10 protein-coding genes are annotated in these 14,895 nt (G+C 72.9%); 7 read left to right on the top strand and 3 right to left on the bottom strand.

Annotation, left to right across the window (positions count from 1 at the left end; translation table 11 throughout):
• Positions 1–384: 384 nt before the first annotated feature.
• The 7 genes from ACFY3V_RS25490 to ACFY3V_RS25520 all read left to right on the top strand — a co-directional run bounded on the left by ACFY3V_RS25490 (position 385) and on the right by ACFY3V_RS25520 (position 12,369).
• On the top strand, positions 385–2,205 hold the full coding sequence (locus tag ACFY3V_RS25490) for a hypothetical protein (RefSeq protein ID WP_389776796.1): 1,821 nt from the start codon (positions 385–387) through the stop codon (positions 2,203–2,205).
• Positions 2,206–2,767: 562 nt separating this feature from the next.
• A complete protein-coding gene (locus tag ACFY3V_RS25495; protein ID WP_389776799.1) occupies positions 2,768–5,134 on the top strand; it encodes an AAA family ATPase in 2,367 nt (788 codons plus the stop codon).
• A gap of 116 nt (positions 5,135–5,250) precedes the next feature.
• Positions 5,251–6,234: an ABC transporter permease gene (locus ACFY3V_RS25500; protein ID WP_362902394.1), complete on the top strand. Its 984-nt coding sequence runs from the start codon at positions 5,251–5,253 to the stop codon at positions 6,232–6,234.
• A gap of 7 nt (positions 6,235–6,241) precedes the next feature.
• The gene (locus ACFY3V_RS25505; protein WP_350945940.1) at positions 6,242–7,156 is read left to right on the top strand and encodes an ABC transporter permease; all 915 of its coding nucleotides are present in this window, start codon (positions 6,242–6,244) and stop codon (positions 7,154–7,156) included.
• Positions 7,153–9,381, top strand: coding sequence for a dipeptide ABC transporter ATP-binding protein (locus ACFY3V_RS25510; RefSeq protein ID WP_389776804.1), 2,229 nt, complete (start codon positions 7,153–7,155; stop codon positions 9,379–9,381). Before ACFY3V_RS25505 ends, ACFY3V_RS25510 begins: the two co-directional genes overlap by 4 nt.
• 28 nt (positions 9,382–9,409) lie before the next feature.
• Positions 9,410–11,113 (top strand): ABC transporter family substrate-binding protein, encoded by a 1,704-nt coding sequence (locus tag ACFY3V_RS25515; protein WP_362902389.1) that lies wholly within the window; start codon positions 9,410–9,412, stop codon positions 11,111–11,113.
• Between the two features lie 167 nt (positions 11,114–11,280).
• Positions 11,281–12,369, top strand: coding sequence for a winged helix DNA-binding domain-containing protein (locus ACFY3V_RS25520; RefSeq protein WP_350945943.1), 1,089 nt, complete (start codon positions 11,281–11,283; stop codon positions 12,367–12,369).
• Positions 12,370–12,523: 154 nt separating this feature from the next.
• Here the strand turns inward: ACFY3V_RS25520 and ACFY3V_RS25525 are convergent, their stop codons facing one another.
• From ACFY3V_RS25525 to ACFY3V_RS25535, 3 genes are read right to left on the bottom strand one after another with little or no spacing between them, the layout of a single operon-like run.
• Positions 12,524–13,519 carry a biotin-dependent carboxyltransferase family protein gene (locus ACFY3V_RS25525; RefSeq protein ID WP_389776809.1) on the bottom strand — a complete coding sequence of 332 codons (996 nt, stop codon included), beginning with the start codon at positions 13,517–13,519 and terminating at the stop codon, positions 12,524–12,526.
• Positions 13,516–14,142, bottom strand: a complete 627-nt coding sequence (locus ACFY3V_RS25530) for an allophanate hydrolase subunit 1 (RefSeq protein WP_389776812.1) — start codon at positions 14,140–14,142, stop codon at positions 13,516–13,518. The genes ACFY3V_RS25525 and ACFY3V_RS25530 overlap by 4 nt, the downstream gene beginning before the upstream one ends.
• Positions 14,139–14,894: a 5-oxoprolinase subunit PxpA gene (locus tag ACFY3V_RS25535; protein WP_350945948.1), complete on the bottom strand. Its 756-nt coding sequence runs from the start codon at positions 14,892–14,894 to the stop codon at positions 14,139–14,141. Before ACFY3V_RS25535 ends, ACFY3V_RS25530 begins: the two co-directional genes overlap by 4 nt.
• Position 14,895: the final 1 nt, after the last annotated feature.

Here is a 14,895-nt window from a genome sequence, read left to right on the forward strand (position 1 = left end):
ACATGCGTCGCAGCTTAGGCGAAGCCGGGCAGTGCCCGGGGCTGCATTGGGTGATTGATTCACAGGGGAATGTCCGTTTTATGCCCCGAGCAGGGCGGTGTTCGGCGGTTCTCGGGCCGCTGCGAGCGACCTCTCTAGAGAGATACAGGCATATACCGACATCTAGGCAAAAGGTGATCTCGCACCGACCATGGCGATCGTGGGGAGCCAGCGCGAGGCCCGTGAGCCGCCGTGGTGAGCGGGTCCGGCGGGGATGACCCCGCCTCGATCCCGCCACCGCGGGACCCTGTCGATTCCCGGTCCGGGAACGCCCTCGGCCGGGTCACCGCGTCGCCGCGGGACCTCCCTGGTTCCCGGTCAGGGAACGACCTCGCCTCGGGGCCCGTGCCGCCGCCGCGGGACCCCGCCGACCCCCGGCAGTGGTGCGCGGTGGCCGCCGCGTGGCTGGCCCGTGACCGGCCCGAGGCCGCGCTGGAGGCCGCACGCAAGGCGCTGGACCTCGACCCCCGGTCCGAGTCCGGCGCCGACTGGGGATACCGCCTCGCGAGCCTCGCGTTCGAGCGGCTCGGCCGCGACGCGGAGGCCGTGGCCGCGGCCGAGGAGGCCGTACGCCTCGCACCGGGTTCCTGGGCCGCGCGAATGCGGCTGGGGGCCGCGCTGCGCAGGGTGCCGGGACGCTGGCGCGAGTCGCGGGCGCAGGCGGCGAGGGCCGTGCGCTACGCGCCGGAGGAGCCGGACCCGCACGTTCTCGCCGGTGACCTCGCGCTGCTGCGGGGTGAGTACGCCGCTGCGGAGGCCGCCTACCGCGAGGCGCTGCGCCTGCTGCCCGGCCACCCGGGCGCGAGGGTGAACCTCGGCCTGGCCCGGCTGCGCTGGGAGCGCCCGCGCGCCCACCACGACCCCGCCTGGCCGGTCGACCCCCGCGAGACCGGCCGGGCCAGACGTGCCCTGGCGACATGGTCGCGGCAGATCCGGATCCTGCTCGCCGTCGCCCTCGTCGCGGTCTGCGCGACCGAGTTCGGGTTCGGCCTGGCCTCCGTGGCGAGGATCGGCGGCGGCCTGGTGTTGCTCGCCGTCCTGGCGATCACCCTCAGGCGGGCGCAGCGGGTCAGGCTCTGGTCGTACGTGCCGGGCATGCTCGCCCGCGACCTGTGGCTCAGCACGTCGGTCTCGATCACCCTGGTCGCCGTGGCCGCGTACGTCGCGGTCGTCGCCATCCTCCCCGCGGAGATCCCACCACCCCCCTCCGGCCCGGTGCCGGGTGCGCTCTGGGCGAGTCTCGCCGGACTGGTGCTCCTCAACGGGATGGTGCTGCTCGTCCTGCGCGTCCTCGTCGAGGCATGGCGCGGGCGGCCGGTCAGCGCGCTGGCCGAGTTCGCCGCCGCGGGCGACGATCGCACGGCCAGGCGCGACGTGAACGTGACGCTCTGGCTCGTCGCGGTCAGGGTCTGGTCGGTACCGGCGGCGGTCACGGTGGCGGTGGTCGTCCTGGACGAGCGGAGCTGGGCACTGGCCGCCCTCGCCGTACCGCTCGCGCTCGGCCGGCTGCGAGTCCGGGTGGGTCCGCCCCTCGGGCTCGCCCGCGCGTCGGCCTCCGACCGCGCGCTGGTGGCGGTCCTGGCGCTGTCCGCCTCGGCGTCGATCCTGCTCGGCGTGGCCGGGGCGGCACCGGCTCTCGGGCTCGACCCGCCGGGAGAGTGGGCCTGGTGGGCGGGAATCGCGCTGCTCGCCGTACCGGTGGCGGTATTCGCCACGAGGTCGGTGCGGGCGTGGTGGCACGGCGCGCCGGGGCCGTGGCGGGCCTCGCTGGTCATGTGCGACGGCTGCGGAAGCCGCCTCCCCGGCGACGCGGGAGCGCCGGTGGGTCTCAGCGGGGAGGTGCGCGCGGCCTTCACCTACGCGCGGGGGGTGGTGCTCGCGTACGCCGATCCCAGCGGTCCGCGCGCGCTCGCCGTCGGCGCGGTCAGCTCGGTCGGCCCGAGCGGCGAGCTGCGCCTGATCGCCGCCTCCGACGCCTGGGAGGCCGCCGAACGCGACCCCAGGGTGGCGGTCTTCGTCGCCGACCCGCTCGACCGCCGGTTCTGGGCCGAGGTACGGGGCGTCGCCGTCGGCGACACCGAGGCCGACCTGCTGAGAATCACCCCCAAGGAGGTCGTGGTCGGCGAGTATCCCGGCCGCCACCAGGGCCGCGCCCGCCGCGGCTGAGGGGTCCTCCCCGGAGCGCGGGACCGTCCTGCGGTGCGTGACGCGGTACGTGCCGGGATCCGGTTCTCCCCGGAGCGCGGGACCGTCCTGCGGTGCGTGACGCGGTACGTGCCGGGATCCGGTTCTCCCCGGAGCGCGGGACGCCCTCGCCCGGAACGCGACCCGCCCGGGGAGCCATGCCGGGACCGGGGCGTCCAAGGGCCGCGTGACCCGCGGGGCGCGGAGCCGTGGACCGTCTTGCCGGGCGGTGACATTTCCCTGCCCGCGACGCCCGCGACCCGGCATGGCTCCCCGGGCGGGCGAACGGCGGGGGCGGCCGGGACCGGGCCGTACCGCCTCGGGGGAACGCGGGCGAGGGTCGCCGCGCGCGGGGCGCGGGGGCGGCACAGGGAGAGGCGTGGCCGGAGGGACCGCGCGGAAAGAGCTTGCTACCTCGAACGTTGGTTTCATCCGCTCTCATCCGGATATCTGATCCTGCCCACACGACGGCGTGGCGCGACCCTCAGGCACGCGCAAACGCCCCCTTGTTGCGGTATAACCAGGGGCGGACCGGGGAGGCGTGATGCGGGAATCCAGCAGGGCCCGTCCGGCGGGGCGCGCGGCGGCACGGGATCTGTTCGAGCAGGTTCGACTGGGCTACTTTCGGCTCTCGCCGCCCCTGCGCAGGCTGATCTACGTCGCGGTGCTGGTCGGAGCGGTCGCGCTGGCGTTCGGACTCGGCTGGTCGGTCCTCAACACGTTCTTCTCCACCCTGGTGCTGCTCGGCTTCGCGGCGTTGACCCTGAGCTTCCCCCGCGCCGCGGCGACCCTGCTCGTGGTGCTCGGCTGGCTGGGGGTAGTCCTGATCTTCCGGGCCGTCCTCTTCGGCCTGCACTCGCCGGTCCCGTCGGCGCTGATGCTCCTCGGACTCCTGGTCGCGGGGGCCGCCCACCTCATCCGCTGGGTCCCACCGTGGATGACCACGGTCATGGCACTGGTGCCCGCGGGACTGACGGCCGTCCTGCTCGACGTGGTCATCACGGGGTTCGTGCCCGCCGTCGCCGTCTGGGCCGCGTACGCCGTGGCGGCCGGGGTGCTGGTCCACCGGTTCCTGCAGGCCCGCCGGGTGCGGGCCGCGCTGGAGGCGGGGGAGCGGCTCCCGAGCGGGCTCCGGGTCCGCGAGGGCGGCCACCCCGCCCCCGCCCAGAGCGCCGGCGAGCGCGACGACCCCCCGCCCATCTCGGTGGAGGAGGCGCTCGGCGAGCTGGACGCCATGATCGGCCTCGCCCCGGTGAAGGAGCAGGTCCGCTCGATCGCCGCCTCGATCGAGGCGGCCAGGCTGCGCAGGGAGGCCGGATACTCCACCGAGCCGCCGATGCGGCACTTCGTGTTCGTCGGCCCTCCCGGCACCGGCAAGACCAGCGTGGCCAGGACCGTCGCGAAGATCTTCTACTCCTTCGGCCTGCTGGAGACCCCCTACGTGGTGGAGGCCCAGCGGGCCGACCTGGTGGGGGAGTTTCTCGGCGCCACCGCGATCAAGACGAACGAGCTGGTCGACCGGGCGCTCGGCGGGGTGCTGTTCGTCGACGAGGCGTACAGCCTGATCAACTCCGGTGACGGCCAGCCCGACAGGTTCGGCACCGAGGCCGTGCAGACGCTGCTCAAGCGGGCCGAGGACGACCGCGACCGGCTGATCGTCATCCTGGCCGGATACGAGAAGGAGATGGGCACCTTCCTGTCGTCCAACCCCGGCCTGTCCAGCCGGTTCTCCAGCAGGGTCCGCTTTCCCAGCTACGCCCCCGACGAGCTGCTCCGGATCACCGAGCTGCTGCAGCGGCGCAGGGGCGACCGGATGGCGCCCGAGGCCGCGTCCGCCCTGCTCGCCCGCTTCGAGGACATCCACCGGCGCGCGATCGTCGACGACCTGGGCAACGCCCGGTTCGTCCGCAGCCTCGTGGAGGCCGTCGCGCAGGCCAGGGACGTGCGCGTGGTGGGAGCGGGCGGCGCGCCCACCACCGAGGACCTGGTCACCACGATCGAGGCCGACGCCGTCAAGGCCTTCGACGAGCTCACCGCCCGCTACCGGGGCTACCAGGCCGCCCCCTCCCTTGAGGAGGCGCTCGCCGACCTCGACCGCATGGCGGGGCTGGAGCCGGTCAAGCGGCAGGTGCACGCGATCGCCGCGCAGCTCAGGGTGGCCAAGATGCGCGAGGAGCGCGGGCTGCCGACCCCGCCGCAGATGCGGCACTTCGTCTTCGCCGGACCGCCGGGAACCGGTAAGACCAGCGTGGCCCGCATCCTGGGCCGCATCTTCGCCGCGCTCGGCCTGCTCACCCAGCCCGACGTGGTGGAGGCGCAGCGGGCCGACCTGGTCGGCCAGCACCTCGGCGCCACCGCGATCAAGACGAACGAGCTGGTCGACCGGGCGCTCGGCGGGGTGCTGTTCGTCGACGAGGCGTACAGCCTGGTCAACTCCGGCTACAGCGGGGGCGACGCCTTCGGCACCGAGGCCGTGCAGACGCTGCTCAAGCGGGCCGAGGACGACCGCGACCGGCTGGTGATCATCCTGGCCGGATACGAGCGGGAGATGAACGCCTTCCTGGCCTCCAACCCGGGCCTGGGCAGCAGGTTCAACCAGCGGGTGCAGTTTCCCTCGTACTCGCCGGGGGAGCTCACCGAGATCGCGGTGCTGCTCGCCGACGAGTCGGGAGACCGGTTCGACGACGACGCCCGCCGCGACCTGGCCGAGGTCTTCACCTGGGTCTGCGACGAGGGCCTGATCGACGGGCTCGGCAACGGCAGGTTCGCGCGCTCGCTCTTCGAGCGCGCCGCGATGCGCAGGGACGTCCGCCTCGCCGCCCTCGGCGGAACCACCGCGAGCGCCGCCGACCTGACCACCATCACCGGTGCCGACCTGCGCGCGGCCGTCGACGAGCTCGCGGGGAAGTGACCTCGGCTCCGCCATCTCCCATCGAGATCCCTCCGACTCGGTACGCTGTGCAGTCCGTCGGTCGCCGAGTGTAGCAAGATGGTCACCGACAGCGGCGGGGCTCCGGAGGAGGAAAGATGGCGGGATTCCTTACCCGCAGGCTGCTCAACTATCTGGTGCTGATCGTCGTGGCCACCAGCCTGGCCTACATGCTCGCCGCCTCCGCGCTCAACCCGCGATCCAACTACGAGGGCCGCAACCCCCCGCTCCCGTCGGCCGTCGTCGACGCGCACCTCACCGACCTCAACCTGAACGACCGCACCCCGCTCTTCGAGCGCTACCTGACCTGGGCGGGAGGCGTCGTGCGCGGAGACTTCGGCAAGACGGTGGGCGGAGGGTCGGTCAACGACGACCTCGGGCGCCGCGTCGGCGTCACCCTGCGCCTGATCACGATCGGACTCGTCCTCGGCAGCGTCGGAGGTGTGCTCATCGGAGCCTACGCCGCGGTCAGGCAGTACGGCCTCTTCGACCGATCGGCGACCGTCCTGTCCTTCGTCGTGCTCGCGATCCCCACGGTGGTGCTGGCCAACATGCTGATCATCGCCGCCATCCGGCTCAACGAGGCGGCCGGCACCCAGATCGTCCTCGTCAGCGGAGAGGCGACCCCCGGCCTTGAGGGAGGGCTCGCCGCCGCCGTGTTCGACAGGATCAGGCACCTGGTCCTGCCCACGCTGTCGCTCTCGCTCGGACTGGTCGCCGTCTACAGCCGTTACCAGCGCAACATGATGCTCGACGTGCTCGGCGCCGACTTCGTCCGTACGGCCATGGCCAAGGGGCTGAGCCGCAGGGCCGCGCTGACCCGGCACGCGCTGCGCACCGCGCTCATCCCGGCGGTCACCTACTTCGCCTTCACCTTCGGGGCGCTGCTGGTCGGCACCACCTTCACCGAGAAGATCTTCGGCTGGCACGGCCTGGGGGAGCAGCTGGTCGACTCGATCTCCACCAACGACGTCAACACCGTCGCGGCGATCAGCTGCTTCGCCGCGCTGGCCGTGTTGCTGGCCGCGCTCGCCTCCGACATGCTCCACGCCGTCCTCGACCCCCGTGTCCGGGTGGGGTGAGCCGGAGATGGCCATCGCCGACGAGGAGCTCGCCGAGCAGCAGTCGTCCGTCGACAGGATCAAGGCACCCTCGCGGCTGCGGGTGGTCGCGGGCCGCCTCCTGCGCTCGGGGCGGGGCAGGATCGGCCTCGCCCTGCTTGTGCTGATCTTCCTGCTTGCCTTCGCCGGGCCGCACCTCACCCGCTGGACGTACGTTTCGAAGGACTACACGGCCTTTCTCGCGCCTCCCTCCGCCGAGCACTGGTGGGGGACCCTGCAGACCGGCGCCGACGTGTACGCGGTCACGTTGCGCGGCCTGCGCAGGTCCCTGATCGTGGGCCTGCTCGCCGCGGTGGTCGGCACCGCGCTCGCGGCCGTGGTGGGCGCCTTCGCCGGATACTTCGGAGGCTGGACCGACCGGGCGCTGACCTGGCTGACCGACCTGCTGCTCGTGCTCCCGGCCTTCCTCATCCTGGCGATCATGTCCCCGCTCTTCGCCGGGAGGCAGTGGCCGGTGTTCGTGCTGGTGCTGGCGCTCTTCCTCTGGATGGTCACCTCGAAGATCGTCCGGAGCATGACCATCTCCCTCAGGGAGCGGGAGTTCATCCACGCGGCCAGGTTCATGGGCGTGCCCCCGACGAGGATCGTCTTCCGGCACGTGATCCCCAACATGTCCTCGCTGCTGGTCGTCGACGCCACGCTCAACGTCAGCGCCGCGATCCTCACCGAGACGTCCCTGTCCTACTTCGGTTTCGGCATCCAGCCGCCCGACGTCTCGCTGGGCAGCCTCATCGCCGACGGCGCGCGGACGGCCCTGTACGCCCCCTGGACGTTCTGGTTCTGCGCGGGTCTGCTGATCGTCACCGTGCTCGCGGTGAACCTGGTCGGCGACGCCCTGCGCGACGCCTTCGACCCCACGTCCCACGGGGCGGGTGACCGATGACGGGCGAGCGATTCCCGGGTACGACGTCCAGGGCCGGCGAGCGCGAGCCGGTGCCCGACCCGATCGCCCCCGTGCTCGAGGTGCGTGACCTCGACGTCACCTTCGGCTCGGGGCCGGGGGCGGTCCGCGCGGTCAGGGGCATGGGTTACGCGGTCCGTCCCGGCGAGGTGCTCGGTGTCGTCGGGGAGTCCGGCTCCGGCAAGTCGGTCACCTCGCTCGCCGTGATGGGCCTGCTCCCGGCGCACGCCCGCGTCACCGGCTCGGTCCGGCTGCTCGGGCAGGAGATCCTGGGCGCCCCGGAGAGGACGCTCACCGCGTTCCGCGGCAAGACCGTCTCCATGGTCTTCCAGGATCCGCTCTCCGCGCTCACCCCCGTGTACCGGGTCGGCGACCAGGTCGCCGAGGCGATCCGCGTCCACCAGCGGGTGGGCGCCGCCCAGGCGGCCAGGCGTGCGGTCGAACTGCTCGACCTGGTCGGCATCCCCGACGCCGCGCGGCGGGCCAGGGCGTTCCCGCACGAGTTCTCCGGTGGCATGCGCCAGCGCGCGGTGATCGCGATGGCGATCGCGAACGACCCCGACGTGATCCTCTGCGACGAGCCCACCACCGCGCTCGACGTGACCATCCAGGCGCAGGTGCTGGAGGTGCTGAAGACGGCGCAGCGTGAGACCGGCGCGGCGATCGTCGTCATCACCCACGACCTGGGGGTGGTGGCGGGGTTCGCCGACCGGGTCCTCGTCATGTACGCCGGGCGCCCCGTCGAGGTCGGCTCGGTGGACGAGGTCTACTACCGCAGTCGCATGCCGTACACCATGGGACTGCTCGGCTCGGTCCCGCGCCTCGACCGCGGCAGGGGGCGCCCGCTGGTGCCCATCGAGGGCGGCCCGCCGTCACCGGCGGCGCTGCCGCCGGGCTGCCCCTTCGAGCCGCGCTGCCCGATCGCCGTCCCGGCGTGCTCCGAGACCGAGCCGGAGCCGGAGCCCGTGGACTCGCCGGGCCACCTCGCGGCGTGCGTGCGCTCCGGCGAGATCGAGGCGGCGGGATGGTCGCCGGACCAGGTCTACGGTATGCGCGGACCGGCCACGGGCACCGCCACACGTGCCGCCGCCGCTCCCGCCCGGCGTCCCGCGAGCCCTGTGAGCCCCACCGACTCCACTGCCTCCATCGACTCCACCGGCCTCGCCGCTCCCGGCGTCGAGGAGCCGCCGCGCCCGCGCGAGGAGCGCGCCGTGGTCCTGCGGGTCGAGGGCCTGGTCAAGCACTACCCCCTGGTCGCCGGGACGCTCCTGCGGCGGAGGGTCGGCACGGTCCGCGCGGTGGACGGCGTCGGCTTCGACGTCCGCGAGGGCGAGACGCTCGGCCTGGTCGGCGAGTCGGGCTGCGGTAAGACCACCACCCTGATGGAGATCCTCGAACTGGCCGCACCGCAGCGCGGCAGGATCACGGTGCTGGGCCACGACACCTCAAGGATGAGCGCCCGCGACCGGATGGCCGTGCGGCGCGACATGCAGGTCGTCTTCCAGGATCCGCTCGCCTCGCTGGATCCGAGGATGACCGTCTACGACATTCTCGCCGAACCGCTGCGCGCGCACGGCGAACGGGACCCGGGGCCGAGGATCGGCGAGTTGCTCGACCTCGTCGGCCTGGAACCCGGCCACGCCGCCCGCTACCCGCAGGACTTCTCCGGGGGCCAGCGTCAGCGCATCGGCATCGCCCGTGCCCTCGCCCCGCGGCCCCGGCTGGTCGTGCTGGACGAGCCGGTCTCGGCGCTCGACGTGTCCATCCAGGCGGGGGTGCTCAACCTGCTGGAGGGGCTGAGGAGCCGCCTGGGCCTGTCGTACCTCATCGTCGCGCACGACCTGGCCGTGGTCCGGCACATCGCCGACCGGGTCGCGGTCATGTATCTGGGGAGGATCGCGGAGATCGGCCGGGTCGGCGCCGTCTACGACACCCCGCTGCATCCCTACACTCGGGCCCTGCTGTCGGCGGTCCCGCTTCCCGACCCGCTGCTGGAACGCTCCAGGAAGCGCGTCCTGCTGGAGGGGGACCTGCCGAGTCCCGCCGCCCCTCCCTCCGGGTGCCGTTTCCGGACCCGCTGCCCCCTGTTCAAAACCCTCGGCGAGACCGACCGGCGACGCTGCGTGGACGAGGAGCCCTTGATACGGCAGGTCGGGGACGACCACGGCGTCTCATGCCACTTCGCCGAGAGGTCCGACGCCGGATGACCCAGCCGTATGCACCGGGAGGAACACCGTGATACCAATCCGGCGCGTGGGCGCGCTCGCCGCCGCGCTGGCCGTGGCCTTGGCCGTCGCACCGGGTCTCGCCGGATGCGGGGGAGGGGGGAGGCCGGGCGGGCCGGTCTCCGTGATCAAGGCCTACGACGTCAACCCGGTGCCTCGCGAGCGGGTCGCGGACGGGGGCGTGCTCCGGTGGGGGATCAACGAGTATCCGTCCAACTGGAACCTCAACCACATCGACGGCAACCTGGCGACGGTCAAGAGGGTCATGGACGCCCTCATGCCCGCCCCCTTCCGCTCCGACGCCAAGGGGACGATCTCCCCGAACACCGACTACCTGTCCGAGGGCAGGGTCACCGCGCACGAGCCGGAGCAGGTCGTCACGCTGACCCTCAACCCGCGTGCCAGGTGGTCCGACGGCACCCCGATCACCTGGGAGGACTACCGTGCCCAGTGGCAGGCTTTGAGCGGCCGCGACGCCGGCTACCGGGTGGCGAGCACCACCGGTTACCGAAATATCGAGAAGGTCGACAGGGGCAGGGACGACCACCAGGTCGTGGTGACCTTCGCCAAACCCTTCGGCGACTGGCAGTCGCTGTTCGCGCCGCTGTATCCCCGGAGCACGAACGCCACCCCCGAGGCGTTCAACACCGCATGGCTGAACCGCGTCCCGGTGACCGCGGGCCCGTTCGAATTCGTGGCGTTCGACCCGACCGCCAAGACCGTCACGATCGCGCGGGACGAGCGCTGGTGGGGTGATCGGGCCAAGCTCGACCGGATCATCTACCGATCCCTGGAGAGCGACGCGCTGGTCGGGGCCTTCAGCAACGGCGAGCTCGACACCTTCGACGTCGGCCCGTCCGCGCCCGACTACGCGCGGGCCAGGAGCACCCCGGACGCGATCGTGCGGCAGGCGGCGGGCCCCGACTTCCGGCACATCACGATGAACGGCGAGAGCGCCCTGCTGTCCGACCAGAAGGTCCGCAGGGCCGTCGCGATGGGCATCGACCGTCAGGTCATCGCCCAGTCGGACCTCCAGGGCCTCGACTGGCCGATCGTGCTGCTCAACAACCACTTCTTCATGAACACCCAGGAGGGATACCAGGACAACGCCGGTGAGATCGGCACGTACGACCCGGTCAGGGCGGGGAGGGAGCTGGACGCCGCGGGCTGGAAACTGGAGGGCCGGACCCGCAGGAAGGCGGGGAGGGAGCTGAACCTGCGGTTCGTCCTGCCGTCGGGCCTGCAGCTCACCAAATCCGAGGCCGAGCTCGTCCAGGACATGCTCGGCCGCATCGGGGTCGGGGTCACCCTCCAGTCGGTACCGACGGACGACTACTTCACCAAATACATAATTCCCGGCAATTACGACATCACCGCGTTCGCGTACGTGGGCACGCCCTTTCCCGTCTCCAGCTCCTACGGCCAGTACGCCGACGCCGTCAGGCTCCCCGACGGCACCAGGCAGTGGAACGCCAACCTCGGCCGCATCGGATCCCGGCGGATCGACGCCGCCATGAACAAGGCGACCGCCGACCTCGACCACGCGAGGGCCGTCGCCGACACCAACACCGCGGACAAGCTCATCTGGCAGGCGGTCAACGTGGTGACGCTCTACCAGCGACCGCAGATCGTCGCGGTCAAGAGCGATCTCGCCAACTTCGGGGCCCGAGGCTTCTATGACCTGAAATATCAGGACATCGGCTTTGTTCGTTGACGCTCGTTCCACCCCGAAGGCCGGTCGACGCCCGTCTCGCCCCGCAGGACGGAGACGCCCGGGTACGGCGATCGGACGACGGAGTCACGAAGGCCGGAGCGTCGGCGCTCGTTCCCGTGACCACGGGCGGGTCGCGTTCTGTCGGGGAGGACGTGTAGAAGTCGGTCATGGCTATCTCGGTGACCTGGCCCCAGGTGCTCGCCTGGCGGCTGAAGCGGCAGTTCGTCGATCCGGCGGACGGACCCGACGCGGTGTCCGTCGTGCGCAGGCTCACCGGGGTGCAGGCGCAGGTGGCCTCCTCGGCCGAGCTGGCGGTGGCCGTGCGCAGCGCGCGGCCCGATCGCGGTGAGATCGACCGCGCCCTGTGGCGAGATCGCACCCTGGTCAAGACCTGGACGGCGCGCGGCACCCTCCACCTCGTCCCCGGCGACGAGCTCGCCTCCTACGCCGCGGTCCTCGGCTCGTTCCGCAACTGGGACAAAGGCTCCTGGCAGCGCGGTCACGGCGTCACCGCCGCCGAGGTCGCCGCCATCCTCGACGCCGTCCCCAAGGCGCTCGCGGGGCGCGTCCTCACCCGCGAGGAGCTGGTCGACGGCGTGATCGAGGTCACCGGCGACGCACATCTGAGGGAGGCTCTCACCTCCGGCTGGGGCGCCCTGCTCAAGCCGCTGAGCTTCCTCGGCGAGCTCTGCCACGGTCCGCCGCGCGGGGGCCGGGTGACCTTCGCCCGCCCTCGCGACCAGGTGCCCGGCTGGCCCGACGTGCTCCCCTCCGCGGAAGAGGCCGGGGTGCGCCTGCTCCGTTCCTTCCTCGGTGCCCACGGCCCCGGCGCCCCCGAGACGTTCGACGGCTGGCTCTACCGGGGAGCCGCCCGCAAGGCGACGCTGCGCGGCTGGTTCCGCGACCTCACGCCCGAGCTGGCCGAGATCGAGGTGGAGGGCCGGCCGATGGTCGTGCTCGCCGAGCACCTCGGCGACCTGGCCACGACCCGGCCCGCGACCGGGGTTCACCTCCTGCCCGGCTTCGACCAGTACATCTTGGGAGCGCCCCGCGACCTGGAGCCCCTCCTGCCCGCCGAGGCGAAGTCGAAGGTGAGCCGGGCCGCCGGCTGGATCTCCCCGGTCGTCGTCCACCAGGGCCGGGTGGCCGGGGTCTGGGAGGCGAAGGACGGGAAGATCACCGTCGACCTCCTGGAGGAGGTCCCCGCCGCCGCCCTCGCCGCCGAGATCGAACGGGTCTCCGCTCTCCTTCGCTGACCACGGGGAGGTGGACGAACTCCTCCCGGCGAGGTCAGGCTCATCGTCTGACCGCCCCGGGGTGAGCCCTACAGGGGTTTCGCGAACTCCCAGCCCCGCTCCGGTGACACGTACGCTCGCCGCGGCCTGTGACGGCCGGATCGCCGTGGGCGGGTCAGTCGCGGCGGAATCGTACCCGGTCGCCGGGGCGGAGCTGGGCGGCCCGGGCGAGGCTCGCCGAGGTCAGGACGGCGATGACCGGGTAGCCGCCGGTCGGCGGGTGGTCGGCGAGGAACACGATCGGCTGGCCGCTGGGCGGCACCTGGACGGCCCCCGCCACCATGCCCTCACTCGGCAGTTCCCCGCTCCTGGCCCGTTCCAGATGGGCGCCGCGCATTCGCACGCCCACCCGGTTGCTGTCCTGGCTGACCTCGTACGGCCCCGCGCACAGGGTGGCGAGGGCTCCGGGGACGAACCAGTCGTCGCGAGGACCGGGAAGAACCCGCAGGACGCCCCTCCCGAGCTCCGGCGAGGGCGCCGCGTCCACGGTGATCGGCGGCAGGTCTCCGGTCGGCCCCACGGGCAGTACCGTCCCGGTGCGCAGCGGGGGAGGCCCCAGCCCGGACAGGGAGTCGGCGGACCGGCTTCCCATCGTGATGGGAACGTCGACGCCGCCCCGGACGGCGACGTAGGTGCGCAGACCGGCCCTGGGCGTCCCCAGGCGCAGTTCGCCCCCCGGGGGAACCCAGAAGGGCGCGCACATCGCCTGCGGCACCGTCACTCGCCGGATCCTCCCTTGTGGAGAGGCCTCGCCGGCGGAGATCCCGCTCGCGGGCGTCCCCGCGGGGGAGGATCGGCTCGTGGACGCCGGAGCTCCGCCCGGAGAGACCGGGCCCGTCCCGCCGGGCGCCGTCTCGTACGGTCGCACGAGGTCCAGTGGGCAGGCGGCGCCGGCGACGGCGGTCCAGGCCCCGGTGGTGAAGCGAAGCCGGGCCCCGCCGAAGGTCAGCTCGATCCCCGCGGCGTTCTGCGGGTTGCCGACCAGACGGTTGGCCAGTCGCAGGCTCGGCTCGTCCGCCGCACCCGAGCGGGGCACCCCGAGGTGGGCGTACCCCGGCCGGCCGAGGTCCTGCACGGTGGCGTAAGGGCCGGGCGCGACCACCTCGATCATGACTCGCCGACCGCGAGGAAGCGCACCCGCGTCCCCGGCGTGAGCAGGGCGGGCGGGTCGGCGGCCACGTCCCACACCGCGGTCGCCGAGCGGCCGAGCAGCCGCCAGCCACCGGGTGAGGCCGAGGGATAGACCGCCGAGTAGGGGCCGGCGACGGCCACCGCCCCGGCGGGCACCGAGGTCCGCGGGGTGTCCAGCCGGGGGACGTGCAGAGCCGGGTCCAGCCCCGTGAGGTAGGCGAAACCGGGGGCGAAGCCCAGCCAGCCCACCACCAGTTCCCGCCCGGTGTGCCGCTCGACCACCTCCTGCGGGGAGAGGCCGCTCAGCGCGGCGACCTCGTGGAGGTCGGCGCCGTCGTACACGACGGGGAGGGTCACCTCCTGCGTGCCCGCGGTCACCGCGGCGTCCGCGGTGGCCACCGCGGCGAGCAGGCGGAGGAGCTCGTCCCGCAGACGAGCGGGATCGGCCCCCGGCGCGGTGACGAGGACCGTGACGGGGCCGGGCACGATCTCGACCACCCCTCGGGGCCGGTCGGCCCGCAGCAGCGCGTCCAGCCGGTGGGAGATCTCCAGCGAGCCGGTCTCCACCAGCAGCGCGTGCTCCCCGGCCCGCCGGACGCTCACGCGAAGGACCTCAGCGTCACTCCCGCCTCCACCAGGCCGTCGCGCACGGCACGGGCCATCAGCACGGCGCCGGGGGTGTCGCCGTGCACGCAGATCGAGCGCGCCTCGACGGGCACCCGCGAACCGTCCACCGCCTCGACCACCCACTCGGTCGCCATCCGCACGGCCCGGTCCGCGACCGTGCCCGGGTCGTGCAGCACCGCGCCGGGGGAGCGGCGGGAGACCAGCGCTCCCGTGCCGGTGTACGCGCGGTCGGCGAAGGCCTCGACGACGGTGGTGACCCCCTCCCCGGCGGCGATCTCGTGAACCACGGAGCCGGGCAGGGTGAGCAGGGGCAGATCCCGGTCGTAGTCGGCGACCGCCGCCACGACGGCCCCGGCCTGCTCGGGATCGCGGCAGATCCGGTTGTACAGCGCGCCGTGCGGTTTGACGTAGGAGACCCGGCCGCCCATCGCCCTCGCGATGCCGTCCACCGCTCCCAGCTGGTAGAGCACCTCGGCGCAGAGCTCCTCGGGATCGACGTCCATCTCGCGGCGGCCGAACCCGGCCAGGTCCCGGTAGGAGACCTGGGCACCGATCGTCACTCCGCGGTCGACCGCCGCCGCGCACGTGCGCCGGATGTTCAACGGGTCGCCCGCGTGAAACCCGCAGGCGATGTTGGCGCTGGTCACGACGTCGAGGAGGGCCTCGTCGTCGCCCAGCCTCCAGATCCCGAAGCTCTCACCCAGATCGGCGTTGAGATCGATCACCATG

The organism is Streptosporangium sp. NPDC000095 (genome assembly GCF_042899335.1).
In the GTDB taxonomy this organism is placed as follows: domain Bacteria; phylum Actinomycetota; class Actinomycetes; order Streptosporangiales; family Streptosporangiaceae; genus Streptosporangium.

Bases quoted from the DNA above. Each gene is read 5' to 3' on its own strand.
- ACFY3V_RS25525 (WP_389776809.1), bottom strand. From the start codon at position 13,519: ATGATCGAGGTGGTCGCGCCCGGCCCTTACGCCACCGTGCAGGACCTC.
- ACFY3V_RS25505 (WP_350945940.1), top strand. From the start codon at position 6,242: ATGGCCATCGCCGACGAGGAGCTCGCCGAGCAGCAGTCGTCCGTCGAC.
- ACFY3V_RS25495 (WP_389776799.1), top strand. From the start codon at position 2,768: ATGCGGGAATCCAGCAGGGCCCGTCCGGCGGGGCGCGCGGCGGCACGG.
- ACFY3V_RS25500 (WP_362902394.1), top strand. From the start codon at position 5,251: ATGGCGGGATTCCTTACCCGCAGGCTGCTCAACTATCTGGTGCTGATC.
- ACFY3V_RS25520 (WP_350945943.1), top strand. From the start codon at position 11,281: ATGGCTATCTCGGTGACCTGGCCCCAGGTGCTCGCCTGGCGGCTGAAG.
- ACFY3V_RS25510 (WP_389776804.1), top strand. From the start codon at position 7,153: ATGACGGGCGAGCGATTCCCGGGTACGACGTCCAGGGCCGGCGAGCGC.
- ACFY3V_RS25535 (WP_350945948.1), bottom strand. From the start codon at position 14,894: ATGGTGATCGATCTCAACGCCGATCTGGGTGAGAGCTTCGGGATCTGG.